Here is a 23,410-nt window from a genome sequence, read left to right on the forward strand (position 1 = left end):
GGCTCAGTACACCCGCGCCTTGGGTGCGATCTTGGCCAGGGAGATGCCGCCGTCTTCTTCCTTGAGCAGCGGCTCGGTGTGCACCGGCCGGTAGGTCAGCGTCACCTTGCCGTCCTCGGCGACGTGGGCCAGCGTGTGCTGGCGCCAATTCTCGTCGTCACGGGCCGAGAAGTCCTCGCGGGCATGCGCGCCACGGCTTTCCTTGCGTGCTTCCGCGCCATAGACGGTTGCGATGGCGTTCGACATCAGGTTTTCGAGCTCCAGCGTCTCCACCAGGTCCGAGTTCCAGATCATCGAGCGGTCGAAGACCTTGATGTCCTTCATCTCGCCCCAGATCTCGGAGATGCGCTTGCAGCCCTGCTCCAGCGATTCCTGGGTGCGGAACACGGCAGCATCCTCCTGCATCGCCTTCTGCATCTTCTCGCGCAGCACTGCCGTCGGCGTGCCGCCATTGGCGTGGCGCAGGCGGTCGAAACGATCCATGATCTTCTCGACCGAAGCGGCGTTGGGCGACGGGATCGGCGCGTTGCGGTCGACGACCTGGCCGGCGCGGATGGCGGCGGCGCGACCGAACACCACGAGGTCGATCAGCGAGTTGGAGCCGAGACGGTTGGCGCCATGCACCGAAGCACAACCGGCCTCGCCGACGGCCATCAGGCCGGGCGACACGCGGTCCGGGTTCGCCTTGGTCGGGTTCAGCACCTCGCCCCAATAGTTGGTCGGGATGCCGCCCATGTTGTAGTGCACCGTCGGCAGCACCGGGATCGGCTCGCGGGTCACGTCGACACCGGCGAAGATCTTCGCCGACTCGGAAATGCCGGGCAGGCGTTCATGCAGGACCGCCGGATCGAGGTGGTCGAGATGCAGGAAGATGTGGTCCTTGTTCTTGCCGACGCCGCGACCGTCGCGGATCTCCAGCGTCATGCAGCGCGAAACCACGTCGCGCGATGCCAGGTCCTTGGCCGATGGTGCGTAGCGCTCCATGAAGCGCTCGCCTTCGGAGTTGACGAGATAACCGCCCTCGCCACGCGCGCCTTCGGTGATCAGGCAGCCCGAACCATAGATGCCGGTCGGGTGGAACTGCACGAACTCCATGTCCTGCAAAGGCAGGCCGGCACGCGCGGCCATGCCGCCGCCGTCGCCGGTGCAGGTATGGGCCGAGGTCGCCGAGAAATAGGCGCGGCCGTAGCCTCCGGTCGCCAGCACCACCATCTTGGCCGAGAAGCGGTGGATTGTGCCGTCGTCGAGGTTCCAGGCCACGACACCGGTGCAGGTGCCATCCGGCTCCATGATCAGGTCAAGGGCGAAATACTCGATGAAGAACTGCGCGTTGTTCTTCAGCGACTGGCCGTAGAGCGTGTGCAGTATGGCGTGGCCGGTGCGGTCGGCGGCAGCGCAGGTGCGCTGCACGGGCGGGCCGTCGCCATAATTCATCATGTGGCCGCCGAACGGCCGCTGGTAGATCTTGCCCTCTTCAGTACGCGAGAACGGCACGCCATAGTGCTCGAGCTCATAGACCGCAGCCGGCGCTTCGCGCACCAGATACTCCATCGCGTCGACATCGCCGAGCCAGTCGGAACCCTTGACGGTGTCGTACATGTGCCACTGCCAGGAGTCGGGGCCCATGTTCTGCAGCGAGGCGGCGATACCGCCCTGAGCCGCAACCGTGTGCGAGCGGGTCGGGAACACCTTGGTGATGCAGGCGGTCTTCAGCCCCTGCTCAGCCATGCCGAGCGTGGCACGCAGGCCGGCACCGCCGGCACCGACGACGACGACGTCGAACTTGTGATCGACATAGGTATAGGCGGAAGCTCCGCTGGTCTTGCCGTCCTTGGCCACCGTTTCAGCCTCCAAATGCAAGTTTGAGCAGGGCGAAGAGCGAAGCGACGCCGACAGCTACGGTAAAGAAAGTGTTGAGCATGATGAGCGTCACCTTGAGCAGCTCGCCATGCACGTAGTCCTCGATCACCACCTGCATGCCGAGGCGCATGTGGTAGAGGCCCGAGACCAGCACCAGCGCCAGCACAAGCGACACCAGAGGATTGGCGAACGAGGCGCGCACGGTGGCGAAATCGGCACCGTTGAGCGCGATCAAGAGGCCGACGAAGAACAGCATCAACGGGATGTTGGCGACCGCCGTCAGGCGCTGGCGCCAGAAATGTTCGGTACCCTCGCGGGCCGAACCCAGGCCGCGGACCTTGCCAAGCGCGGTGCGCATGTCGTTGTTCGAGCCGCTCATCCTACGCTCCCCGCACCATGTAGCCGACGATCCAGACCGCCGCCGTCAGCACCACCGAACCGACGAGCGTTGCCCAGGCGAACCTGGAGGCAGTTTCCTTTTCGAGCGCAGCACCGGTGTCCCAGACCAGGTGACGAATGCCGCCCAGCATGTGCAGCATCAAGGCCCAGGTGTAGCCGAGCAGCACCAGCTGGCCGATCCAGCTGCCATAGACCCAGCTGACAAAGTCGAAATACTCCTGCGACGTCGCCGCCGCGATCAGCCACCAGGCGACCAGCAGCGTGCCGAAATACAGCGCGCAGCCGGTGATGCGGTGCAGGATCGAGGTCGTCATCGTCACCGGCGGACGATAGATGCTCAGGTGCGGCGACAAAGGCCGCGCACGCGATGTGGCTTGGGTTGCTTGTGATTTGCTCATGGCTCCCCCGGTCTGCATCCGAGCGTGGCTATGTTTGAATACGGCGCCGTCGCACCGTTTTGCGACGTCGGACTGCGCGCTTTCTAAAGCTCTTTTTGCACCGCGTCAAAGTCAGAAAACCGTTCTGGCGCACCTATTTAGTCGCATCACGGCTTCAATCGATTGAACAAATGCCGCCACTACCCCAGTGGGTGAGTCGTCACCAGACGTGCCGACGAAACAGGCAATGACGGCATCCCCCATCGGGACGATATCAGGCTACCCGTTCGTTGGCTTGGACAGGCTGCAGGCATATCAGCGCAACAGAAAATTAACCATGTTTGTTAATCTTTTCCGTCCAAGCAGACGCCAAGCCTTAACAATGATTAAGAAACGGTTAATCTCCGGTTCGATCGAACAGGGAGATTTGCCCGATGCGTCCCGCACTGGCTTTGACCACATTTGCGTCTTTCATGCTTGCCGCCGGCGTCGCGCTGACCTCTCCGGCCGCCGCAGGAGGCAGCCACGACCGCGTTTATGCCGATTCGTTCGGCAACCTGATCGTCGAGAGCACCACTGGCTACAAGCGCATCATCGTCGGCGAGGGCGCTTCGGCCCGCAAGCTCGCAGCCTACACCGGTTCGACCGGACCGAAGGTCGTCTATCTCGACGGCCCCAGCGCGCAGCGCCACTGCTACCGCCCGCCCATGCTGCTCAAGGGCCGCAGCTACATGTATGGTTTCTCCGAAGGTGAAATCCCGCAGCCCGGCCTGGTCTGCCGCTGAAACTGCGCGGCTACCGGCTCGGCGGTTTGAGGCCGAACGGCACCACGGTCGAGTCCGAAAACAGCTGCACCGCGCCCCACACCCGAACGCAGTCGCGCCCGTCCTTCTTGGCTTCGTAAAGCGCTGAGTCGGCCCGCACCATCAACTGGTCGATGCTTTCGCCGGCCACCAGTTCGGCGACACCGAAGCTTGCGGTAAAGCGGCAATCGTCCGGTAGGCCATCGATCGGCATGCCGGAGAATGCCGAGCGCGCGCCTTCGGCGAACAGCCGCGCCGAGGCCAGATGCGCGCCCGGCAGGATGATCGCGAATTCCTCGCCGCCGATCCGGCCGGCGACGTGATGACCGGCCATCGATTCGCGGATGAACTGGGCAAATGCTTCGATGACACGATCGCCCGAGGCGTGGCCGTAACTGTCGTTGATCGACTTGAAGTGATCGAGGTCGGAGATGACAAGCGTGATCGGCAGCCCCTGGCGCACCGCGTCGCGCATCGCGCTGGCCGCCCGGCGCTGGAAGCCGCCGCGGTTGAGCAGGCCCGACAACGCGTCGGTCTCCGACTTCTGTGTCGCGTCGAGCAGGATGTCGCGCACCAGAATCACCAGCAGCATCAGCGCGATCGACAGCGCGAACACCGTGCCCAGCGCCTGCGAGATCATCGCATAGGTGCTCTGCAGATAGTGATGCGGATCGGCTCCCGGGCCGCCGACGGCGAGCGCTAGATAAGGCTTGGAGAAGAACTGCAGCGCGCTGGCGAAGAGCACGCCCGCCAGCACGTAGTCGAACTGGCTGAGCTGCCGGCGCGAGCGCAGTATTGTAGCGGCACCGACGGCTTGGGCGATCGCATAAGGCGTCTGGTAGGTCATCATGCGCAGCAGCGAATCGCGGGCGAAGCCCTGCGTGGCAAAGACGGCTATCGTCGTCACAACGAGAAACGCTGCCATCAGCCGCCATGCCGGCTGCGCCTCGTAGCGGATGGCCAAGCCGACGTTCATGACCATCAGCGTGGCCAGGAAGGCGACGAAGTTGGCGGTGACGATGAACCGCGTGTCTTCGAACATAGGGATCGCGAACTCGGTCCCGATATAGACGATGCCGGCGAGGTAGCAGAGCGCGAACCAGCGCGCCGAGTTGCGACGCCCGTCATAGATGGCGATCGACATGAAAGCGCCGGCCAGGAGGCCGGCAACAAACACGTTGATCGCAAGTATGAACTCGGCGCCGGTCATCGTCGACTGCAATCTCCTTCGCGCGGATGACACCACAGCCCGGCGAAAAAGACGTTAACGCAAGGGCCGAAATACCGGTCATCCCAGAGGCTTGAGACAAAAAAGCGGCGAAGCATGTGCTCCGCCGCCTTGTCTGTTTCTGCTGCGGCCCTGAGGCCGCCGTCGTCAGTGCCAGTCGCGGATGTCGACGAAGTGGCCGGCGATGGCAGCGGCCGCAGCCATGGCCGGCGACACCAGATGGGTGCGGCCCTTGAAGCCCTGGCGGCCCTCGAAGTTGCGGTTCGAGGTCGAGGCGCAGCGCTCATGCGGCTTGAGGCGGTCGTCATTCATGGCCAGGCACATCGAGCAGCCCGGCTCGCGCCAGTCGAAGCCAGCCGCCACGAAGATCTTGTCGAGGCCTTCGGCTTCCGCCTGTTCCTTGACCAGGCCCGAGCCCGGCACGATCATCGCGCTGACAGTCGAGGCGACCTTGCGGCCCTCGACGACCTTGGCGACGGCGCGCAAATCTTCGATGCGGCCATTGGTGCACGAGCCGATGAAGACGCGGTCGACCGAAATGTCGGTGATCTTGGTGCCGGCGGTCAGGCCCATATAGTCGAGCGCGCGCTTCTTGGAGTTGCGCTTGGTCTCGTCCTCGATCGCCTCGGCATCCGGCACCACGCCGGTGACGGCGACCACGTCCTCGGGCGACGAGCCCCAGGTAACGATCGGCGGCAGCTTGGCTGCGTCGAGCACGATGACCTTGTCGAAATGCGCACCTTCGTCCGAATGCAGCGTCTTCCAGTAGTCGAGCGCCATCTCGAAGGCCTTGCCCTTCGGCGCGCGCGGCTTGTCCTTGACGTAGGCGTAGGTCTTCTCGTCGGGCGCAATCAGGCCGGCACGGGCGCCGCCTTCGATCGACATGTTGCAGATCGTCATGCGGCCTTCCATCGACAGGGCACGGATCGCCTCGCCAGCATATTCGATGACGTAGCCGGTGCCGCCGGCGGTGCCGATCTCGCCGATGATGGCAAGCACGATGTCCTTGGCGGTCACGCCTTCCGGCAGTTGGCCGTCGACACGTACCAGCATGTTCTTGGCCTTCTTCTGGATCAGCGTCTGGGTCGCCAGGACGTGTTCCACTTCCGAGGTGCCGATGCCGTGCGCCAATGCACCAAAAGCACCATGCGTCGAGGTGTGGCTGTCGCCGCAGACGATGGTCATGCCCGGCAGGGTGAAGCCCTGCTCGGGGCCGACGATATGGACGATGCCCTGGCGCTTGTCGTTTTCGGAGTAATACTCGACGCCGAAATCGGCCGAGTTCTTGGCCAGCGCCTCGACCTGGATGCGGCTTTCCTCGTTCTTGATGCCGTTCTTGCGGTCCGGCGAGGTCGGCACGTTGTGGTCGACCACGGCGAGCGTCTTCTCGGGATGACGGACCTTGCGGCCGGTCATACGCAGGCCTTCGAAGGCCTGCGGGCTCGTCACTTCGTGCACGAGGTGACGGTCGATGTAGAGCAGGCAGGTGCCGTCTTCCTGGCGGTCGACGACGTGGTCGTCAAAGATCTTGTCGTAGAGGGTACGCGGTGCGCTCATGGCTTTGGATCCGTCGATATGAAACTTGGGAAGGCTAAAGGGCGCGCCAAAGGCCCGTCGGCTCGGCGCAAGCGACTAGCTAAGTCGGCTGGTCAACGCGCCTGAAATCCGGGCAAAGAATCGCGACGGCAGGCGCTTGTGGTCCTGCAGCACGAAACCCTTGTAGGCCGGATCTCCAAAGAGTGCTTCCATAAGCGGCTCAATACCAATCTTTTGACGTTCCGGCAATCGCAAGCTCCGCCTGGCCCAAGCGGCAAGATGGCGGAGCGTCCACGGATGCCCGCAAGCAGCTATACGATGCGCGCCAGCGCAGCCTCGCCGCGGCGCAGCCCATGCCGGTCGGCCCAGCCTGAAACAGCAGCAGCAATCGCTTCCGGCTGGTCTTCCGGCGCCGCATGCCGGGCTGGACCGCAGTTCTCGATCTCGAGGCTGGCAATGTTGTCGGCGCACCACCGGATCATCTCCTCCCCGATCATCAACGTCTCCATCGAACCTTCGAAGGTTAAGAGCAGCTTCGGCACGCCGCCGCTCGCCGCCAGCCAGCGGTCATAGGCCTCGATGCGGGCAATCACATCGGCTGGCTCGCCGTCGATCGGCATGGCGCGTGGCCAGGCGAGCAGTGGCCGCCGGCTTTCGCGGGTCGGATAGGGCTTGCGATAGACGTCGAGATCCCCGTCGCTCAGCCCATTGAGCACGGTGGCGCGCAGGGCGAACTCTATGAAGAAGTTCTCGTCCAGCACCTTGGCCTCGCCGGTGCCCGCGCCGCGAAGTGCCTCATAGCGTGGCCGGGCGCTGTCGGCGAAGTCGGCCCAGCTCATCGGACGCACGATCGTCTCCATCACGGCGATGCCGCGCACCCGCCCGGGATGGCGCGCCGCCCAGTCGAAGGCCAGCGCCCCGCCCCAGTCGTGACCGACAAGCACCACCTCCTCCAGCCCCATCGCCTCGAACCAGGCGTCGAGATAGCGGGCGTGATCGTCGAAGCTGTAGGCAATGTCAGGTTTGCCTGAACCGCCCATGCCGATCAGGTCGGGCGCAAGCCGGCGCACGCCGTCGCCCATGCCGGGAAGCACGTTGCGCCACAGATAGGACGATGTCGGGTTGCCGTGCAGGAACACGAACGGCACGCCGTGCCCCACATCCACATAGGAGATTGTCGAGTCGAGTACGCTGATTGCAGGCATCTGGCTTTCCTTCCCGTCGCTCAAGTAGTAAGGTGCCTGTCTAATATCAATTAGTCAGGCACCTGTCCATCTTGAAAGAGACGATCCCGGAAAATCCGCCGCTCGGCCTGTTGCTGCGCCTGGTCCACCAGCATTGGACCCAGGCCGTCGACACCGCCCTCGACGCTGCCGGATTCGGCGACATTCGTCCGCCGCACGCCAACGTCTTCACCTTCACCCCATCGCAAGGCATCCAGGTCAGCGAACTGACCAAGCTCGCCCATGTCCGCAAGCAGACGATGGCCCAGGCGGTGGAGGAGCTGGAGAAGCTTGGTTATGTCGAGCGCCGACCCGATCCCAACGACCGCCGCGGCCGGCTGGTCTTCCTCACGGAACGCGGCAAGGCCGTGCGCCCCATCGCCGCCGCCACAGGGCGCAAGGTTGACGAGCGCTGGGCCGAACTGACCAGCCCGCAAGAGATGGAGGCGTTGCGGCAGGCGCTGCGGCTGCTGTTCGAAAAGGTGCGCGACGACGTGACGACCCGCCCAGGCGATGAGACGAAGGCTGACTAGCCGGCCTTGCCCTTGCCCGGGCTATGCGCACCCGGCTTTTCGTCGCGTTTGTCCTCGCTGAGGTCGAACTTGACCTCGAAGCGGTGCAGCAAGCCGAGAACGCACAGTGCGAGCAGGGTGACGAAGGCCGCGATCTGCCAGAGCCCAAGGCCTGCGGCGAGGCCGATGGCGCCCGCCAGCCACATACCGGCACCCGTCGTCAGCCCCTGCACCTCGCCCCTGCTGAAAAACACCACGCCCGCGGCAAGGAAGGCGACGCCGGCGGTCACCGCCTCGACGACGCGGATCGGATCGACCTTGGCGCCGTCCTTCAGCACCTCCGGTCCGAACATCGGCGCATGCACGATCTCGATGGTCAGCAGCGCGAAGGTCGCCGCCGCCACACAGACGAGGATATGTGTCCTCAGACCCGCCGGCCGGTTGCGCCATTCGCGCTCGAAGCCGATGGCCGCGCCGAAGACGGCAGCCAGCAGCATGCGCGCGACGATGACGGGAAACGAGGTGTAGGTCGGATGGCCGAATTCTTCGACGAGCTGTTCCATGGGGGCCTCATGATTGGTTCGGCTCCCAACGCGCCATGGCAAGGGTGGTTCCTCGCCCGGAACAGCCCGCTTCGCTCAGAACGGCTTGATGATCACCAGCCCGACAATGCCGAGCAACAGCAGGCCGACCAGCCAATGCAGCTTCAGCACGATGCCGGCAGGCTTCGCCAGCCTGGCGCCTACGAGCTGCCGCAACTGGCCCGACAGCACGCCATGCAGGCCCGACATCGCCACGACAAGCGCCAGCTTGGCGTGCAGCCAGGCGTCGCCGAAAGAGCCGAGGTCATAAGCGAGATAGAGCCCCAGCGCCCAGACGATCATCATCGCCGGCGTCGACAGCATCGAGAAGCCGGCGCGCAACTGCGCCGCCTGCCGCGAATCGATGCCGCCATTCCGGGCCATGTGCGACAATGCCAGCGGCACTGATATCATGCCTGACAGCCAGACCACCATCGCCACGACATGCAGAGACTTGATGACGAGATAGCTCATTGCCCTGCCGTCTGGTTGGCCGCCCTGGCGGCGAGGAAGCGATCATTGATGAAGGTGCCGAAGGGCACGAGGCAGGCGAGGCCGGTGCGCAGCATCTCCCTGAGCGACCAACCACCGCCGGAGAAATTGTCGACCAGGCACACGACGTAGAAGACGAAGGCGAGGCCGTGGACCGGCCCGGCCGTGCTGACGATTGCGGGATAGCCGGCCAGATGTTTCATCGGGACAGCAAACAGCACGAGGAAAAGCAGCGTGCTTCCCTCGAACAGGCCCGCGAAGCGCAGGCGGGAGAGTGGATTGGAGAGGATCTTGCGAACGGTTTCCATGCCGCGAGATTTGTCCGCGGCCGTGCCGCTCGCAATCGTCCATCCGGTCGCAGAGGCCGAATGACGCGCGACATTTCAGACAACCCTGAATATATACGCCTTGACCAGCACATCCGGTTCGGCCACGGCAAAGGCCCGGAAAGCAGGGCTCTCCTCGACCGCCTGCCATCTTCCGGTCGCCACAAGTTCAGTGAACTTATCCTGGAAACCGCCCGCTTCCAGGACCACGTCGCGGACGGTGAAGATGACGAAGCCACCCGGCCGCGTGATCCGGACCAATTCGTCCAGGCTCGATGCCGGCGCATGGCCCGCCGTGAACACGCCGGTCGAGAAGACGGCGGCGAAATGCCGGTCCGCCCAAGGCAACGGACCGCCGAGTGCCGCCTGCGTCAGCGCGCTGTGGCCGCCGCGTGCCCGCGCCAGTTCGAGCATTTCCTCGGAGAAATCGAGCCCTTCGATGTCGTCATATCCAAGCGCCTGGAGATACGGCCCCGACAGTCCGGTGCCGCAACCGGCATCGAGCAGCGGTCCTTCGCCCTTGGGCACGTGCCGCGCCACCCACGCCGCGATCAGGAAGGGCAGGCAGTATCCCAGCGCCGCTGTCTCGGTGTCGTAGCCGTTCGCCCAGGCCGCATAGGCCGCCGCCAGCTGCATTTCTGTCTCTGCCGCATAGACCATGTCGAGCGCAGTCTTGTCGGCACCTCCGGTCATGGCGTGAAATCCCGGCGCATCCGCCGCTCCAGCGCCCGCAGGCTGAGCGACAGCCCGACGGTCAGGAGCAGGTAGACATAGGCTACGATAGAGTAGGTCTCGAAGAAGCGGAATGAGCCCGAGGCATAGACCTTGGCCATCTGGGTGATGTCGGCGACGCCAAGCACCGACACCAGCGAGGAATCCTTCACCATGGCGATAAAGTCGTTGCCATAGGGCGGCAGGATGGTCCTGAATGCCTGCGGCCAGACAATCAGCCGAAAGCGCTGGGTGCGCGACAATCCCAGCGCCTTTGCCGCCTCGATCTGGCCGACATCGACGGCCTGGATGCCGGCGCGGAAAATTTCGGCGATGAAGGACGAATAGGCGATCGTGAGTGCAATGATCGCCCGCCACAGCAGCGAGAAGTCGCGCACCTGCATCGGCTCGACCAGCCCCGCCGATTGCAGCGGTAGCGTCACCCAGTTCCACGCCACGACGAAGGCCGGCGCGCCGACGAAAGCGATCCAGAACAGCAGCACCAGGATCGGCAGGCCGCGAATGATCTCGACATAGAAACGCGAAACCTGACGCAGCAGCTTGGAATTCGACAGCCCGAGCAGGGCGATGAGCAGCCCGAGCGCCGAGGCCATGGCGAAGGCGACGATGGTGACCAAAAGTGTTACCCAAAGCCCTTTGACGAGGGTCGACAGGATCTGGCCGTAGACGTCGCTGGCCGCGATGGTCACCGCCGAAACCACACCGATCGCCACGGCAGCCACCAGCCACCACGGGAAATCGTCCTTCTTGACCCGGTACTGGCTCATGCTGCGTCCTGCCGCGGCCCGGCAAAAGAATGCGGCAGCGTCTCGAACTGGTCGAGCAAGGCGACCACCCGGCGACCGCCCGCCGTCAACGAATAGACGACGCCGCGCGGGAAAGCTGAAACTGCGTCGCGCTCGACAAGGCCGCGTCTCAACAGGCCGTCCAACCGCTCCGACAGCACCTTGGCGGTGACCCCGGGCAGCCGCGCCATCAGGTCGCCATGCCGCTTCGCGCCCACCGACAGCTGCCACAACACCAGCGCGTTCCAGCGATGGCCGAGAAAAGAGAGCCAGTCTTCTACCGGACATAGCTCCGGCCGTCGCGGCATCGGCACCTCGCGCTCGCTGGTCGCGGTCATCTCTGCACTCATTCGGGGTACCCGTTTGGATAGCTCTGCAAGGGCGTGTTCTGGTCGCCGAAACAGGAGAAAGCCAATGTCATCAAAAGTCTACCGGCCGGCCGACATGAACGAAACTTTTGCCGCCATCCGCAACAGCGGCGATGTCGAGGCTCTGCTTGGGCTCTACGAGGAAGATGCCCGCCTGCTGGTCGATGCCGGCGGCGAGGGCTTTGCCGGCAAGGCCGCCATCGCCGAAGAACTTGAGCGGCTCGTGCGCATGCCCGGCACGATGAGGTCGCAAAACACCTTCTGCGTCGAGCATGGCGACCTGGCGCTGCTGCGCGCCGATTTCGCGATCGTCGATGACGAAGGCCGCCCCCTCTATTTCGGCTTCACTGCCGAGATCGTGCGCAGGCAGGCCGACGGCACGTGGCTCTATGTCGTCGACCACGCCGGCGCCAGCCGCTACCGAGCCTAGGCTCGACCAACAGTTTGCCGTCTCCGCCAGATGGAGGAGACGGCAGCGCAATCACTGCCCCATCTTGTAGTCGAGGAACCACTTCTTGTTCAGCTTGTCGAAGGTGCCGTCAGCCTTCAGCGCCGCGATCGCCTGGTTGATCGGAGCGACGAGGTCCGAGCCCTTCTTGAAGATGAAGCCGAAATCCTCGCTGCCCAGCGGCTCGCCCACCACCTTGAGCTTGCCTTCCGAGGCGTCGACATAACCCTGGGCGGCGACGCTGTCGGTCAGCACGAGGTCGACGTCGCCGGCCTTGAGCGCCTGCACGGTGGCGCCGAAGGTCTCGAACAGCTTGATGCGCGGGTTCTGCTCGTTGCCGTCGAGGATCTCGTAGACGGCGGTGTAGAAAGGCGAGGTGCCCGGCTGCGCCGCGATCAGGCCGTCCTTGAGGGCACCGAAGCTCTTGGCGTCAGTGAAGCGGCTCTCGTCTGATCGCACCAGCATGAACTGCTGTGACCGCATATAGGGGTCGGAGAAGTCGACCTTCTCCTTGCGCTCGTCCTTGATGGTGATGCCGGTCATGCCGATCTGGTACTGGCCGTCCGAGACCGCCTGGATCATGGCGTCCCACGAGGTGTTCTGGTACTCGATCTTGACGTTCAGACGCTTGGCGATCTCGTCCATGGCGTCGTACTCCCAGCCGATCTGCTTGCCGGTCTTGGGGTCGATGAACTGCAGCGGCGGATAGGCATTTTCGGTCACCACGACGACCGACTTGCCGCCAAGATCCGGCAGGCTCTGGGCCATGGCGGCCAAGGGCAGAAGCACGACAGCCAGCGCGCCGGCCAGCGACAGTTTGAAATTAGACATGATGCGTTCCCCGAAACGAGAAGACCGGCGGCGCCGGTCGATTTGCGCCAGACTTTAGCCGTCCCAAGCGTGCTTGCAAGCATGGACGATGCGCTGGCACAGCCGAATGCACTGTATCTGTTTCGCTTTTGGCCCGTTTGCGAAACAAACCCCGGCCTCAGCCACCCGGCTGGTAAATCAGCAGATGCTCGTCATGAAACACGCCGTCGACGAGAAGCGCCCTCGGCTCGACGCCGTAGCTGACGAATCCAAGACCGAGATAGAGCCTGAGTGCCGGCAGATTGTCGGCGATCACATGGGCATGCAGTGCAAGGCCGCGTTCGGTCGCATGGTCGATCACCTGCCGCACCAGCGCCCGGGCGGAACCCGTGCCGCGCCAGACCGGATCGACATAAACGCCGAACATCGCGCCCTTGTGCCGTGTCTTGCGCCGCTTGTCGCCGATGAAGGTCGCGACGCCGACGAGCTCGCCATCGCCAAACACGCCATACACCGCATCGGGTTCGGCAAGGCTGATCCGCGCCTCGAAATCGGCGTCGGTCAGGTGCGCCTCGTCTTCCGGGCTCGAGCTGAAAGCCAGCGGCGCGTTTTCAAGCGCAGCAAACCGCAGCTTGCGATAGGCAGCGCCCTCGCCCAGCATAAGCCGACGCACGACGAAATCCCGCGAGCTCACCACCAACAAATCCTCCCCAAACGCAAAAGGGCGGCCGAAGCCGCCCTTTCGAAATCAAGTCCGGAAATTACTCGGCTGCGGTCTCAGCGGCGGCTTCAGCTGCCTTGGCGGCCTCGGCTGCTGCCTTCTTCTCGGCGGCTTCCTGAGCGGCCTTCTCGGCGGCCAGCGCCTGGGCTGCGGCAACCTTCTCGGCTTCGATACGGGCCTTCTCGGCGACCAGTGCGGCACGCTCGGCGTCGTTCAGCTTGCGGGCGCGGACGCCGGTGTTCTCGGTGATACGAGCCGACTTACCGCGACGATCGCGCAGGTAGTAAAGCTTGGCGCGACGCACCTTGCCGCGACGGACGATCTCGACGCCCTCGATCATCGGCGAATAGACCGGGAACACGCGTTCCACGCCTTCGCCATAGGAGATCTTGCGGACGGTGAAGTTTTCCTGGAAGCCCGAGCCGGCGCGAGCGATGACGACGCCTTCATAGGCCTGGACGCGGGTACGCGAGCCTTCGGTGACGCGCACCTGGACGCGCACGGTGTCGCCCGGCTGGAATTCCGGCAGGGTGCGCTTGGCTTCGATCTTGGCGGCCTGTTCGGCCTCGAGCTGGCGGATGATATCCATCTCAAAAATCCACTTCTTGTTCTTCCGACAGCCAGAGCGCCCAACGCTCGCCTTGCAGTTCCAAATGACCGCTTGGGTATGCCTTCTTCCCTTGCGGGCCTTCTGGCAGGGGCGACTACACCGTCACTGTTGACGGGTCCGGTCGATTATTCGTCCGGTTCGGGCGGGCACATAGCGCTATTTCGGCCATTTGTCACGCCTTTGCCGCTTCTTTTTTACGCGCCTTGTGTGCAGCGGTCCAGCGAAGGATGGCGGCCGGCGGCCACAAAGCCAGTTTCACCGAGGCACTGGACAACGTGCCTTGCCTTCCCTGCGTCAGCTTCCTAGAGAGCAACGAACGCAAACCACCTCTCAGGCAGCCCGTGTCCCTCGTCACAATTGGCATCCTCTTCCTCGCCGGCTTCCTATCGGGAGTCGTCAATGCCATCGCCGGCGGCGGCACCTTCCTCACTTTCGGCGCCATGACCATGCTCGGCGTCCCGCCGATCTCGGCCAACGCCACCTCGTCGATCGCCCAGTTCCCCGGCTACATCACGTCGACCTGGGCCTACATGGCCGACATCAGGCAGATGTGGCGCGGCGCCGTCGCCTTTGCCATCATTTCGGCCGTTGGCGCGCTGGCCGGAGCGCTCATCCTGCTCTCGCTCGACAATGTCGCCTTCGGTGCGCTCGTGCCGTGGCTTCTGCTCGCCGCCACCGCCCTCTTTGCCGCCGGCCCGTGGCTGCGCCCGAAGAAGCTCGCCGCGCGCGCCGCTGATGCACCGGCCTCGCTCGCCGGCCGCATCGTTCAGTTCTTCACCTCGATCTATGGCGGCTTCTTCGGCGCCGGCATGGGCGTGATGATGCTGGCCACCCTCGGCCTCACCGAAGGCGGCGACTACCACCGCCTCAACGCGCTCAAGAACATGCTCTCAATCGTCATCGCCGCGGTTGCCATCATCATCTTCGCCTCGGGCGGTGTCGTCGCCTGGACCCATGCCGCGATCATGGTGCCGGGCGTCGCGCTCGGCGGCTACGCCGGCGTCTGGACCGCCCGCCGCGTCCCCCAAGCGCTCGTACGCACCTTCGTCGTCGCGGTCGGGCTGTTCCTTGCGGGCTATTACTTCACAAAAGGCTGAAACGCCGTCGCTTCTCACCTCTCCCCGTTCACCGGGAGAGGGTGCTCACAGGCAGATGAGGGACGGGGCTAACGCCTACCCCTTCTTCCCCGCACGCGCGGCCCACAAATCCGGTCGTCGCTCCCTGGTCAGCTTTTCCGCCTCCGCCCGCCGCCATTTGGCGATCTTGCCGTGATTGCCCGAGGTCAGCACCTCGGGGATGGCCCGGCCCTCGAACTCCTGCGGCCGGGTGTAATGCGGGTGCTCGAGCAGCCCACCCTCAAAGCTCTCTTCGTCACCCGAGACGTCGTTGCCCATCACGCCGGGCAGAAGCCGCACCACCGCGTCGAGCAGCACCAGTGCTGCCGGCTCGCCGCCGGAGAGGATGAAGTCACCAACGGAAATCTCTTCCAGCTCGCGTGCATCGATCACGCGCTGGTCGACGCCTTCAAAGCGCCCGCACAGGATCACAGCACCAGGCCCCGCCGCCAGCTCGCGCACCCGCTCCTGGGTCAGCGGCTTGCCGCGCGGGCTCATCAGGATGCGCGGACGTTCGTCACCTTCGGGCGAAGCGTGGTCGACGGCCTTGGCGATGATGTCGGCACGCAGCACCATGCCGGCGCCGCCGCCGGCCGGAGAATCGTCCACGGTCCGGTGCTTGTCGGTGGCGAAGTCGCGGATCTGCACCGACTCCAGCGCCCAGTCGCCGCGCTCCATCGCCCGCCCGGCCAGGGACAGCCCCAGCGCGCCCGGAAACATTTCCGGATAAAGCGTGAGCACGGTTGCTCGGAACATCAGCGATTGCCCCCGGCGTCCTTCGGGCCGCGCGGCCGTTTGTCGAACTCGCCATCGGAGGGTGCGTCTTCGTCGTCCTCGTCATCGACAAGTCCGGCCGCCACAGTGTCGATGGCCACGAAGCCGCCTGATACATCGACGACCGGCACCGCGGCCTGGGTGAACGGGATCAGCACGCCCTTGCGGCCCTGGTACTGGATTTCCAAAATGTCGCCGCCGCCATAATTCTGCACGGCAAACACCTTGCCCACCGGTGCGCCGGTTTCATCGCGAACCTGAAGGCCGACCAGGTCGGCGTGATAGAACTCGCCCTCGTCACCATCGTCGGGCAGCGCCGAACGGTCGACGAACAGCTCCGTGCCCGTCAGCGCCTCGGCCGCGTTGCGGTCGGCCACGCCCTTGAAACGCACCACCACCACCTCGTTGGCAGGCCGGATCGCAGCGATCTCGAAAGCGCGCCCGTCCTTGGCATAGAGCGGGCCGTAGTCGGCCAAAGCCAGCGGGTCGCCGGTGAAGGTCTTGACCCGCAACTCGCCCTTGATGCCATGGGCGGCGCCGATCACGGCCATCTGGATAGGATTTTGGGGTTTGGCCATCGCCTGCTTCACTGCTTGTCAACTTCACGCGTTCAACACTGCCATATTCCAATCGGACGCCCGCTGCCAATGCAGGAATTCCTCATCGCCGCAAAACCCGACCTGCAATCAGCCCGCGAAGGCTGGCTGAAGGCGCTTGCCGGCGAACGTCGCCTCTCGGCAGCAACGGTCGATGCCTATGAGCGCGACACACGCCAGTTCCTGCAGTTCCTGACCGGCCACAATGGCGGCCCACCCGGCATTTCCGACATCAGCGACCTGCGCCCGGCCGACCTGCGCGGCTTCCTTGCCTCGCGCCGCGCCGACGGCGCCGGTGCCCGCACGCTCGGGCGCGGCCTTGCCGGCGTTCGCTCGCTGCTGCGCTTCCTCGAACGCCAGGGCCTGGTCAATGCAGCCGGTTCGTCGGCCCTCAGGGCGCCGAAGCAACCGAAATCGCTGCCCAAACCGCTGACCGCGGTCGATGCCAGGCGTGTCGTCTCGGTGGGCGAACAGCTCGCCGAAGAACCATGGATCGCCGCGCGCAATGCCGCCGTGCTGACCCTGCTCTATGGCTCAGGCCTGCGTATTTCCGAAGCACTCAACCTGTCCGGCGCGGAACTGGCCTCGCCTGCCGACACCGTGCTGCGCGTTTCGGGCAAGGGCGGCAAGACCCGTCTCGTGCCGGTTCTATCAGTTGCACTCCAGGCCGTCGCCGAATACCGCAAGCTCTGCCCCTACCATCTCGGCGCTGGCGGCGCCCTGTTTCGCGGCGCGCGCGGCGGCCAGCTCGATCCGGCAATCATCCAGCGCGAGATGCGCAAGATGCGCGCAGCACTCAACCTGCCCGATACGGCAACCCCGCATGCTTTGCGCCATTCCTTTGCCACCCACCTGCTCGGCCGAGGCGGCGACTTGCGCACAATCCAGGAACTGCTCGGCCACGCCAGCCTGTCGACGACCCAGATTTACACCGGCGTCGACACGGCGCGGCTGCTGGAAATCTACGAAGCCGCCCACCCGCGTGCCTGACGCCTCGTCCGAAAGTCGCCCCCGATTTCCGGAGCATATTCCGCCTGCAACAGCTCTGCGGCTCGACAATTGTCACCACCGCATTAACCGTTTTGCCGTTTTTGACCGTTACACCAGCAGCATGACACGTCTCGTTGCCATTGCCGATCGCACCTCGCTGTTGTCGTTGAAGCTGCTTGCAGCACTCAACATGCTGTTCTTCATCCTGTTCTTCGCCATCGCCTTCCTGCTCGCCGGCAAGGCACATGCCGAGGCGCCTGTTTGCACTGGCTCCGACATACTGACCGAGTTGCAGGAGAGCGACCCGGCAGCGCTCGCCAGGATCGAAACCGAGGCCAGGGACACGCTCAACGGCCAGGGCCTGTTGTGGAAGCTGGAAAAGCCCGGCCAGAAGCCGTCCTGGCTCTACGGCACAATGCATGTCACTGATCCGCGCGTCACCGTGCTTGAGCCGGCGGCGCAAAAGGCCTTCGACGGATCGCACACGCTGGTCATCGAAACCACTGATGTGCTCGACCAGCAGGCGATGGTCGCCGGCCTGATGAAACAGCCCGAATTGATGATGTTCACCGATGCGACGACATTGCCGTCGTTGCTGTCGGCAGAGGAAGCAAAGATCGTCAATGCGGCGCTGGAAGCGCGCGGCATCCCGCCGGCAAGCGTGACCAAGATGAAGCCGTGGATGCTGTCGGCGATGGTCGCCCTTCCAGCCTGCGAGCTCGCCCGCAAGTCCGGCGGCGCGCCGGTGCTCGACATCCTCTTGGCCCAGCAGGCCAAGGCGGCCGGCAAGCAGGTCAAGGGCCTCGAAAGTGCGGCCGACCAGCTCTCGGCGATGGCGTCGCTGCCGATCGAATTCCATATCAAGGGCCTCGTCGAAACCCTCAAGCTCGGCAACCGCATGAACGATGTCATCGAAACGATGGTCGTGCTCTACCAGCGCGGCGACACCGGCATGTTCTGGCCGCTGTTCCGCAATGCGCTGCCGAGCTCAGCCGGCGACGAGACCAGCTATGCCGCCTTCGAGGAAGCGATGGTGACGACGCGCAACAAAACCATGGTCGAGCGCGCCGGGCCACTCGTCGGTCCGGGCGACGCCTTCATGGCCGTCGGCGCGCTGCACCTGCCCGGCCCGGACGGGCTGGTCGAGTTGTTCCGCAAGGCCGGTTACACCGTGACGGTGGCCGACCGCTGACAACTGCTTCTAAGGCTTGGCAGCCCGCGCCAGCATGGCCGGAACGATGATCCTGTGGAACGGCAGGACAATGGTGAGATAGGTTCGGCCGAGCCAGTTGTGCGGCTTGACCAACGTTGTTGCGCTGACCTCCTGCCGGCCCCCACCAAGCTCTGTCAATTCGACAAGCAGCCTGAAATCGAGATGGTGGTCGTCCAAGCCAAGCACCATCCGCTGCCCGGACTGGCTCAGCACAGGGAACATCCCCTTCCGTTCCAGCTCCGGCGCAAGGTCTTCGTCGCGAGTCTTCAAGCCGAACGGCCTGACCATCACGTTGCGCAGCGTCATCAGTGCCCCGATCCAACTCGGCCGATGGCGGAACACCCGCTCGGCCGCAGTCCCGACGTCAAGACGCTGGCCATGCACCACAACGGTAAATTTGTCGGCGAAACTCGCGCCGGGCAATATTTGCGCGGCATCGGGAAAGACAGGCACCACTGGCATGTTCTTGGCCTCTGCTCATTGCAACCTGACCGAGCCTATTCCTGTTTGATCGCCTTCGGAGCGTGGCGAAACGACGCCGCCGGAACGTTCGTTTCGAAATTTTCACGTCAAAGTGAAACCGAAACGGCCTTCGCGCGTTGATTGCGATGTTCACGCAACGATTGCGGAGCGCAGCTGAGGGAGATCTCAATGGTGAACAATCCAGATCCAGGACGCCCGGCCGGCCAGTCGAGCATGGGCAGCACGTGGCTGATAGCCATCATCGTCGTGCTGCTCGCCGCGGTGGCCTATTACATCTTCGGTCCCAAGACCGCCGAAGCTCCGGCACCCGCCGAGCCACCGGCAGCGACGGCCCCGGCACCAGCTCCGGCCGAACCTGCTGCTCCGGCACCGTCGGGCACGATGGCGCCCGCGCCTGCTGAACCGGCCCCCGCGCCGGCACCTGCCGAGCCTGCACCCGCACCGGCCACTCCGGCTCCGGCCGAGCCAGCGCCTTCGGGCGGCGGCACAACGGCTCCGGCCCCGGCACCTTCCGGCGGCTAAGGCACCAGCTCAAATGCAAACGGCCCGCTCATCGAGCGGGCCGTTTCAATTTGGTTCGAAACGAACTGCGGACCGAAGCGATCCAGCGGTTCTTACATGTGGATCGGCTTGAAGAAGGTGGCGAGTGCCGCTTCCTTCACCGCTTCCGACATCGTCGGGTGCGCATGGCAGGTGCGGCCGAGATCTTCCGACGAGCCGCCGAATTCCATCAGCACCGCCGCTTCGTGGATCATCTCGCCGGCGCCGAAGCCGACGATGTGCACGCCCAGCACCCTGTCGCTGTCCTTGTCGGCCAGCACCTTCACGAAGCCGTCGGTGTGCAGCATGGCGCGCGCCCGGCCGTTGGCGGTAAACGGGAACTTGCCGACCTTGTAGGCAACGCCGGCCTTCTTGAGCTCGTCTTCGGTCTTGCCGACCGAAGCCACTTCGGGGCTGGTGTAGACCACACCGGGGATGACGTCGTAGTTCACATGGCCGGCCTGGCCGGCGATGATCTCGGCAACCGCCACGCCCTCGTCCTCTGCCTTGTGTGCCAGCATCGGGCCGAAGACGACGTCGCCGATGGCATAGATGCCGGCAACGTTGGTGCGCAGATGGCCGTCTGTCTTGACCCGACCACGCTCGTCCATCTCGACGCCGGCTTCCTTGAGCCCCAGACCGTCAGTGTAGGGCCGACGGCCGGTGGCAACGAGCACGACATCGGCCTCGATGGTCTCAGTGTCTCCTCCCTTTACCGGCTCGAAGGTCACCGTCGCGCCCTTCTTGGCCTTGGCGACACCCGTCACCTTGGAGCCGAGTTTGAACTCGAAGCCCTGCTTGGCCAGCATGCGCTGGAACTGCTTGGCGACGTCGCCGTCCATGCCGCCCAGGATGGTGTCGAGATACTCGACAACAGTCACCTTGGCACCGAGGCGCGCCCAGACCGAGCCGAGCTCGAGGCCGATGACGCCACCGCCGACAACCACCAGATGAGCAGGCACCTTCTCCAGGGACAGGCCGCCGGTGGACGAGATGATCACCTTCTCGTCGAACTCGACATTGACGCCCGGAATGCCGGCGACGTCGGAGCCGGTGGCGATGACGATGTTCTTGGTCTCGATTTCCTGGGTCTTGCCGTCGGCCCCGGTCACGCCGACCTTGCCGGCGCCCAACACCTTGCCGATGCCCTGGAAGCTTTCGATCTTGTTCTTCTTGAACAGGAACGACACGCCGTTGACGTTGGCAGCGACGGTCGCATCCTTGTGCGCCATCATCTTCTTCAGGTTCATCTTCGGCGTGCCGACCTCGACGCCGAGCGCGTCGAAGGAATGCTGCGCCTCGGCCAGCATTTCCGACGCATGCAGCAGCGCCTTGGAGGGAATGCAGCCGATGTTGAGGCAGGTGCCGCCGAAGGTCGCGTTCTTCTCGACCACGGCGACCTTCAATCCGAGCTGCGCCGCCTTGATGGCGCACACATATCCGCCTGGGCCCGAGCCGATTACGACGACGTCATATGCCATTGTTCTTTCCTTCTTGCCTGGGGCGGTCAGCGACCGCCGCTCACATTCAAAATCGAGCCCGTCGTATATGATGCCTCATCCGACAAAAGCCAGATGACGGCACGGGCAACTTCTTCCGCCCTGCCTTCGCGTTTCATCGGCACGAGCCCGCGAATGGCGGCGATCCGGTCGGGCTGACCGCCCGACGCGTGGATTTCAGTGTCGATGATGCCGGGACGCACCGCGTTGACGCGCACGCCCTCGGTCGCCACTTCCTTGGCAAGCCCGATGGTCAAGGTGTCGATCGCGCCTTTGGAGGCGGCATAGTCGACATATTCGCCGGGCGAGCCGAGCGAGGCGGCCGCCGACGAGATGTTGACGATGGCGCCACCCGCGCCACCATGCAGGCTCGACATGCGCTTCACCGCCTCGCGGGCGCACAGGATCGAGCCGACGACGTTGATGCGCATCATGCGCTCGAGTCTGAAGGCGCTCATCTCGTCGACGCGCGCCTTCATGTCGACCACGCCGGCATTGTTGACGAAGGCGTCGAGCCGGCCATAGGCGCGGTCAACCTCGGCGAACATGGCGAGCACGTCGGCCTCGTTACCGACATCGCCCTTGATGGCGATGGCATCGCCGCCTGCCGAATTCAGCTCGGCCACCAGTGCTGTGGCCGCGGCAGCGTTGGACACGTAGCTGAACGCCACGCGATAGCCGGCCTTGGCCGCCAGCCTGCAGATGGCGGCCCCGATACCGCGGCTGCCGCCTGTGACCAGCAGGACTTTTCCCTGAGCGCTCATTCCTGGCACCCCTTCAGCTCGAAAACGTCCCACGGCACTTTGGAAAAGCCTTGGGGACCATAGGCTGCAGATGTCCTGAGCCCGTGGCCCAGGTCGGAGAAGATAAGTTTCTTCGGCGCGGCCGCCGCGATGCGCTCGCGGGGCAGAAGCCCGACATTGCCCTGCTCGTCGACGCTGTAGATCACACCCTGCCACACCGTGCAGGCTTCGATCTCCTCGCCGGTCACGTCGCCTTCCGGGCACTGATGCATCAGCATGCCGTTCGGCCGCGCCACGTCCTGCGACCACATCACCACGCCGTCGAGCACGATGGAATTGTCCATCACCATCTTGAAGCTGTTGGTCACGGTTGCCGATTCCAGCGTCGGCCGGAAGTCGATCTCGGCGGCACCGTCGCGGTCGCCATAGACAGCAAGCTCGATCGGGCATGCCGCTTGCGCCACCGTCGCCGACAGCACTGCAACAGCCGTGATCAGTGCCTGAAGCCGCATCAGCCGGCCTGCACGGTCGCGAGCTTCACGCCAAGCCCAATGAAGATCATGCCGGTCACCTTGTTGAACCAGCGGCCCCAGGCGACGAAGCGCTCGCGTACCGAGGCCATGGTGAAGAACATCGACACGCCGACAAACCATGTAATCAGCACCACGGCCATCAACAGCCCGTAGACGCCCTTCACCGCGGCGGGCGTCTCGTGGCTGACCATCGCCGTGAACAGCGGCAGGAAGAACAGCACGGCCTTGGGGTTGAGCGCGTTGGTGACGAAGCCCGTCAGGAAGCAGCGCACAGCAGAAATCTCCCGCGGCTCACTTGCGCCCGCCTGCACTTCGACCGACGCCATCTCCATCGGCCCGGCGCGAAGCGCCTTGATACCGAGATAGAGCAGATAGGCCGCACCGGCCCACTTGATCAGCGAAAACAGCAGCAACGACTTCGACACGATCAGCCCGATGCCCAAAATGGTGTAGCTGACATGAAACAGCAGTGACACGCCGATGCCGAAGCTGGTGATGATGGCGGCACGGCGGCCATGCACGATGCTCTGGCGTACCACCATGACGAAATCGGCACCCGGCACCACCATCAGCACCGAGAACACGGCCAGCAGGCCGGCAAATTCGAACGCATATTGCGTCATGCCTTGTCACTCCCCGACTGCGCGCCCAGTGACGCATTGCCCAAGGGCGCATTGAACGCCCAGACATGGCCGAACGGATCCTGGATCTTGGCGTAGCGTGCGCCCCAGAACATGTCGTCTGGCTCCATCACAGTCTTCGCACCAGCCGCCACCGCGCGCTCGACCGCCTGGTCGACCTGGCCGGGCAGCTTCAAATTGATGTTGACGGTCATGCTGGCGCCGCCGCGGGAGAGCGGCGACAACACGTCACCGCCGAATTCGGGAAACTCGTCATGCAGCATCACCTCGCTGCCGAACATGGCGAGGTTGGCATGCAGTACGCGCACGCCGTCATCGGCCATCTGCTCGAAGGTCTCGACGGCATCGAACGCCTTTTCGTAGAAGGCGATCGCCTCCTTGCCGTCCTTGACGCACAGATGCACCTGGATTGCGGGAATGTCTGGTTCGAAAGCCATGCGACCGTCTCGTTTCGGTTTCTTCAGGCGGCAAT

General features: G+C 64.4%; 31 protein-coding genes. 8 read left to right on the forward strand and 23 right to left on the reverse strand.

Annotated elements, in window-relative coordinates; translation table 11 throughout:
* Nucleotides 1–3: 3 nt before the first annotated feature.
* The 3 genes from sdhA to sdhC are packed head-to-tail and all read right to left on the reverse strand — an operon-like array spanning nt 4 to nt 2,657.
* Nucleotides 4–1,839, reverse strand: a complete 1,836-nt coding sequence (gene sdhA, locus HNQ95_RS10205) for a succinate dehydrogenase flavoprotein subunit (RefSeq protein WP_115733587.1) — start codon at nt 1,837–1,839, stop codon at nt 4–6.
* Nucleotides 1,840–1,843: 4 nt separating this feature from the next.
* The gene (gene sdhD, locus HNQ95_RS10210) at nt 1,844–2,239 is read right to left on the reverse strand and encodes a succinate dehydrogenase, hydrophobic membrane anchor protein (RefSeq protein ID WP_067956118.1); all 396 of its coding nucleotides are present in this window, start codon (nt 2,237–2,239) and stop codon (nt 1,844–1,846) included.
* A gap of 1 nt (nt 2,240) precedes the next feature.
* Complete coding sequence (sdhC, locus tag HNQ95_RS10215) at nt 2,241–2,657, reverse strand: succinate dehydrogenase, cytochrome b556 subunit (protein WP_067956116.1); 417 nt, start codon at nt 2,655–2,657, stop codon at nt 2,241–2,243.
* Nucleotides 2,658–3,070: 413 nt separating this feature from the next.
* On the opposite strand from sdhC, the gene HNQ95_RS10220 reads away from it, so the two are divergent.
* The gene (locus HNQ95_RS10220) at nt 3,071–3,421 is read left to right on the forward strand and encodes a hypothetical protein (protein WP_067956114.1); all 351 of its coding nucleotides are present in this window, start codon (nt 3,071–3,073) and stop codon (nt 3,419–3,421) included.
* A 10-nt stretch (nt 3,422–3,431) separates the two neighbouring features.
* On the opposite strand, the gene HNQ95_RS10225 is transcribed toward HNQ95_RS10220, so the two are convergent.
* The 3 genes from HNQ95_RS10225 to HNQ95_RS10235 form a co-directional block, all read right to left on the reverse strand.
* Nucleotides 3,432–4,649: a GGDEF domain-containing protein gene (locus HNQ95_RS10225; RefSeq protein ID WP_067956112.1), complete on the reverse strand. Its 1,218-nt coding sequence runs from the start codon at nt 4,647–4,649 to the stop codon at nt 3,432–3,434.
* A gap of 165 nt (nt 4,650–4,814) precedes the next feature.
* A complete protein-coding gene (gene leuC, locus HNQ95_RS10230) occupies nt 4,815–6,224 on the reverse strand; it encodes a 3-isopropylmalate dehydratase large subunit (protein WP_067956110.1) in 1,410 nt (469 codons plus the stop codon).
* A gap of 290 nt (nt 6,225–6,514) precedes the next feature.
* The gene (locus HNQ95_RS10235) at nt 6,515–7,408 is read right to left on the reverse strand and encodes a haloalkane dehalogenase (protein WP_182574000.1); all 894 of its coding nucleotides are present in this window, start codon (nt 7,406–7,408) and stop codon (nt 6,515–6,517) included.
* Nucleotides 7,409–7,479: 71 nt separating this feature from the next.
* Here HNQ95_RS10235 and HNQ95_RS10240 point away from each other — a divergent pair, with 71 nt between their 5' ends.
* The gene (locus HNQ95_RS10240) at nt 7,480–7,959 is read left to right on the forward strand and encodes a MarR family winged helix-turn-helix transcriptional regulator (RefSeq protein WP_154386734.1); all 480 of its coding nucleotides are present in this window, start codon (nt 7,480–7,482) and stop codon (nt 7,957–7,959) included.
* Here HNQ95_RS10240 and HNQ95_RS10245 read toward each other — a convergent pair.
* From HNQ95_RS10245 to HNQ95_RS10270, 6 genes are all read right to left on the reverse strand, one after another.
* Nucleotides 7,956–8,501 carry an MgtC/SapB family protein gene (locus HNQ95_RS10245; RefSeq protein WP_067956109.1) on the reverse strand — a complete coding sequence of 182 codons (546 nt, stop codon included), beginning with the start codon at nt 8,499–8,501 and terminating at the stop codon, nt 7,956–7,958. The genes HNQ95_RS10240 and HNQ95_RS10245 overlap by 4 nt on opposite strands.
* A gap of 75 nt (nt 8,502–8,576) precedes the next feature.
* Entirely contained in the window at nt 8,577–8,993 is a 417-nt protein-coding gene (locus HNQ95_RS10250; RefSeq protein ID WP_182574001.1) for a CopD family protein, read from the reverse strand.
* Complete coding sequence (locus HNQ95_RS10255; protein WP_067956107.1) at nt 8,990–9,319, reverse strand: DUF3817 domain-containing protein; 330 nt, start codon at nt 9,317–9,319, stop codon at nt 8,990–8,992. The genes HNQ95_RS10250 and HNQ95_RS10255 overlap by 4 nt, the downstream gene beginning before the upstream one ends.
* A gap of 75 nt (nt 9,320–9,394) precedes the next feature.
* Nucleotides 9,395–10,030, reverse strand: coding sequence for a class I SAM-dependent DNA methyltransferase (locus tag HNQ95_RS10260; RefSeq protein ID WP_067956105.1), 636 nt, complete (start codon nt 10,028–10,030; stop codon nt 9,395–9,397).
* A complete protein-coding gene (locus HNQ95_RS10265; protein ID WP_067956103.1) occupies nt 10,027–10,836 on the reverse strand; it encodes an amino acid ABC transporter permease in 810 nt (269 codons plus the stop codon). Before HNQ95_RS10265 ends, HNQ95_RS10260 begins: the two co-directional genes overlap by 4 nt.
* On the reverse strand, nt 10,833–11,192 hold the full coding sequence (locus HNQ95_RS10270; protein ID WP_246340652.1) for a winged helix-turn-helix transcriptional regulator: 360 nt from the start codon (nt 11,190–11,192) through the stop codon (nt 10,833–10,835). Before HNQ95_RS10270 ends, HNQ95_RS10265 begins: the two co-directional genes overlap by 4 nt.
* 76 nt (nt 11,193–11,268) lie before the next feature.
* On the opposite strand from HNQ95_RS10270, the gene HNQ95_RS10275 reads away from it, so the two are divergent.
* Nucleotides 11,269–11,652 carry a YybH family protein gene (locus HNQ95_RS10275; protein WP_246340653.1) on the forward strand — a complete coding sequence of 128 codons (384 nt, stop codon included), beginning with the start codon at nt 11,269–11,271 and terminating at the stop codon, nt 11,650–11,652.
* Nucleotides 11,653–11,703: 51 nt separating this feature from the next.
* Here HNQ95_RS10275 and HNQ95_RS10280 read toward each other — a convergent pair whose 3' ends face one another.
* The 3 genes from HNQ95_RS10280 to rplS form a co-directional block, all read right to left on the reverse strand.
* The gene (locus HNQ95_RS10280) at nt 11,704–12,501 is read right to left on the reverse strand and encodes a basic amino acid ABC transporter substrate-binding protein (RefSeq protein WP_067956101.1); all 798 of its coding nucleotides are present in this window, start codon (nt 12,499–12,501) and stop codon (nt 11,704–11,706) included.
* Nucleotides 12,502–12,658: 157 nt separating this feature from the next.
* Nucleotides 12,659–13,174, reverse strand: coding sequence for a GNAT family N-acetyltransferase (locus HNQ95_RS10285; RefSeq protein WP_182574002.1), 516 nt, complete (start codon nt 13,172–13,174; stop codon nt 12,659–12,661).
* Between the two features lie 67 nt (nt 13,175–13,241).
* A complete protein-coding gene (gene rplS / locus HNQ95_RS10290) occupies nt 13,242–13,790 on the reverse strand; it encodes a 50S ribosomal protein L19 (RefSeq protein ID WP_067956097.1) in 549 nt (182 codons plus the stop codon).
* A gap of 362 nt (nt 13,791–14,152) precedes the next feature.
* On the opposite strand from rplS, the gene HNQ95_RS10295 reads away from it, so the two are divergent.
* Entirely contained in the window at nt 14,153–14,908 is a 756-nt protein-coding gene (locus HNQ95_RS10295) for a sulfite exporter TauE/SafE family protein (protein ID WP_182574003.1), read from the forward strand.
* A 75-nt stretch (nt 14,909–14,983) separates the two neighbouring features.
* Here HNQ95_RS10295 and trmD read toward each other — a convergent pair whose 3' ends face one another.
* On the reverse strand, nt 14,984–15,685 hold the full coding sequence (gene trmD, locus HNQ95_RS10300; protein WP_067956095.1) for a tRNA (guanosine(37)-N1)-methyltransferase TrmD: 702 nt from the start codon (nt 15,683–15,685) through the stop codon (nt 14,984–14,986).
* Complete coding sequence (gene rimM / locus HNQ95_RS10305; RefSeq protein WP_067965934.1) at nt 15,682–16,278, reverse strand: ribosome maturation factor RimM; 597 nt, start codon at nt 16,276–16,278, stop codon at nt 15,682–15,684. Before rimM ends, trmD begins: the two co-directional genes overlap by 4 nt.
* A gap of 69 nt (nt 16,279–16,347) precedes the next feature.
* Between rimM and HNQ95_RS10310 the strand changes: the two genes are divergently transcribed.
* Both HNQ95_RS10310 and HNQ95_RS10315 read left to right on the forward strand, forming a co-directional pair.
* Nucleotides 16,348–17,286: a tyrosine recombinase XerC gene (locus HNQ95_RS10310; RefSeq protein ID WP_067956094.1), complete on the forward strand. Its 939-nt coding sequence runs from the start codon at nt 16,348–16,350 to the stop codon at nt 17,284–17,286.
* A gap of 121 nt (nt 17,287–17,407) precedes the next feature.
* Nucleotides 17,408–18,478 carry a TraB/GumN family protein gene (locus HNQ95_RS10315; RefSeq protein ID WP_182574004.1) on the forward strand — a complete coding sequence of 357 codons (1,071 nt, stop codon included), beginning with the start codon at nt 17,408–17,410 and terminating at the stop codon, nt 18,476–18,478.
* A 9-nt stretch (nt 18,479–18,487) separates the two neighbouring features.
* On the opposite strand, the gene HNQ95_RS10320 is transcribed toward HNQ95_RS10315, so the two are convergent.
* A complete protein-coding gene (locus HNQ95_RS10320) occupies nt 18,488–18,886 on the reverse strand; it encodes a DUF2867 domain-containing protein (protein WP_312870924.1) in 399 nt (132 codons plus the stop codon).
* On the opposite strand from HNQ95_RS10320, the gene HNQ95_RS33610 reads away from it, so the two are divergent.
* Both HNQ95_RS33610 and HNQ95_RS10325 read left to right on the forward strand, forming a co-directional pair.
* Nucleotides 18,830–19,102, forward strand: coding sequence for a hypothetical protein (locus HNQ95_RS33610; protein WP_246340668.1), 273 nt, complete (start codon nt 18,830–18,832; stop codon nt 19,100–19,102). The two genes, HNQ95_RS10320 and HNQ95_RS33610, sit on opposite strands and share 57 nt — an antisense overlap.
* A 48-nt stretch (nt 19,103–19,150) precedes the next feature.
* A complete protein-coding gene (locus HNQ95_RS10325) occupies nt 19,151–19,504 on the forward strand; it encodes a hypothetical protein (protein WP_083948376.1) in 354 nt (117 codons plus the stop codon).
* Between the two features lie 92 nt (nt 19,505–19,596).
* On the opposite strand, the gene lpdA is transcribed toward HNQ95_RS10325, so the two are convergent.
* The 5 genes from lpdA to HNQ95_RS10350 are packed head-to-tail and all read right to left on the reverse strand — an operon-like array spanning nt 19,597 to nt 23,375.
* Nucleotides 19,597–21,003 (reverse strand): dihydrolipoyl dehydrogenase, encoded by a 1,407-nt coding sequence (gene lpdA, locus HNQ95_RS10330; RefSeq protein ID WP_182574005.1) that lies wholly within the window; start codon nt 21,001–21,003, stop codon nt 19,597–19,599.
* A gap of 26 nt (nt 21,004–21,029) precedes the next feature.
* Nucleotides 21,030–21,785 carry an SDR family oxidoreductase gene (locus tag HNQ95_RS10335; RefSeq protein ID WP_067956090.1) on the reverse strand — a complete coding sequence of 252 codons (756 nt, stop codon included), beginning with the start codon at nt 21,783–21,785 and terminating at the stop codon, nt 21,030–21,032.
* Entirely contained in the window at nt 21,782–22,276 is a 495-nt protein-coding gene (locus tag HNQ95_RS10340) for a hypothetical protein (protein WP_067956089.1), read from the reverse strand. Before HNQ95_RS10340 ends, HNQ95_RS10335 begins: the two co-directional genes overlap by 4 nt.
* A complete protein-coding gene (locus HNQ95_RS10345; RefSeq protein WP_182574006.1) occupies nt 22,276–22,920 on the reverse strand; it encodes a LysE family transporter in 645 nt (214 codons plus the stop codon). The genes HNQ95_RS10340 and HNQ95_RS10345 overlap by 1 nt, the downstream gene beginning before the upstream one ends.
* On the reverse strand, nt 22,917–23,375 hold the full coding sequence (locus tag HNQ95_RS10350; RefSeq protein ID WP_067956086.1) for a VOC family protein: 459 nt from the start codon (nt 23,373–23,375) through the stop codon (nt 22,917–22,919). The genes HNQ95_RS10345 and HNQ95_RS10350 overlap by 4 nt, the downstream gene beginning before the upstream one ends.
* Nucleotides 23,376–23,410: the final 35 nt, after the last annotated feature.

The organism is Aminobacter ciceronei (assembly GCF_014138625.1).
In the GTDB taxonomy this organism is placed as follows: domain Bacteria; phylum Pseudomonadota; class Alphaproteobacteria; order Rhizobiales; family Rhizobiaceae; genus Aminobacter; species Aminobacter ciceronei.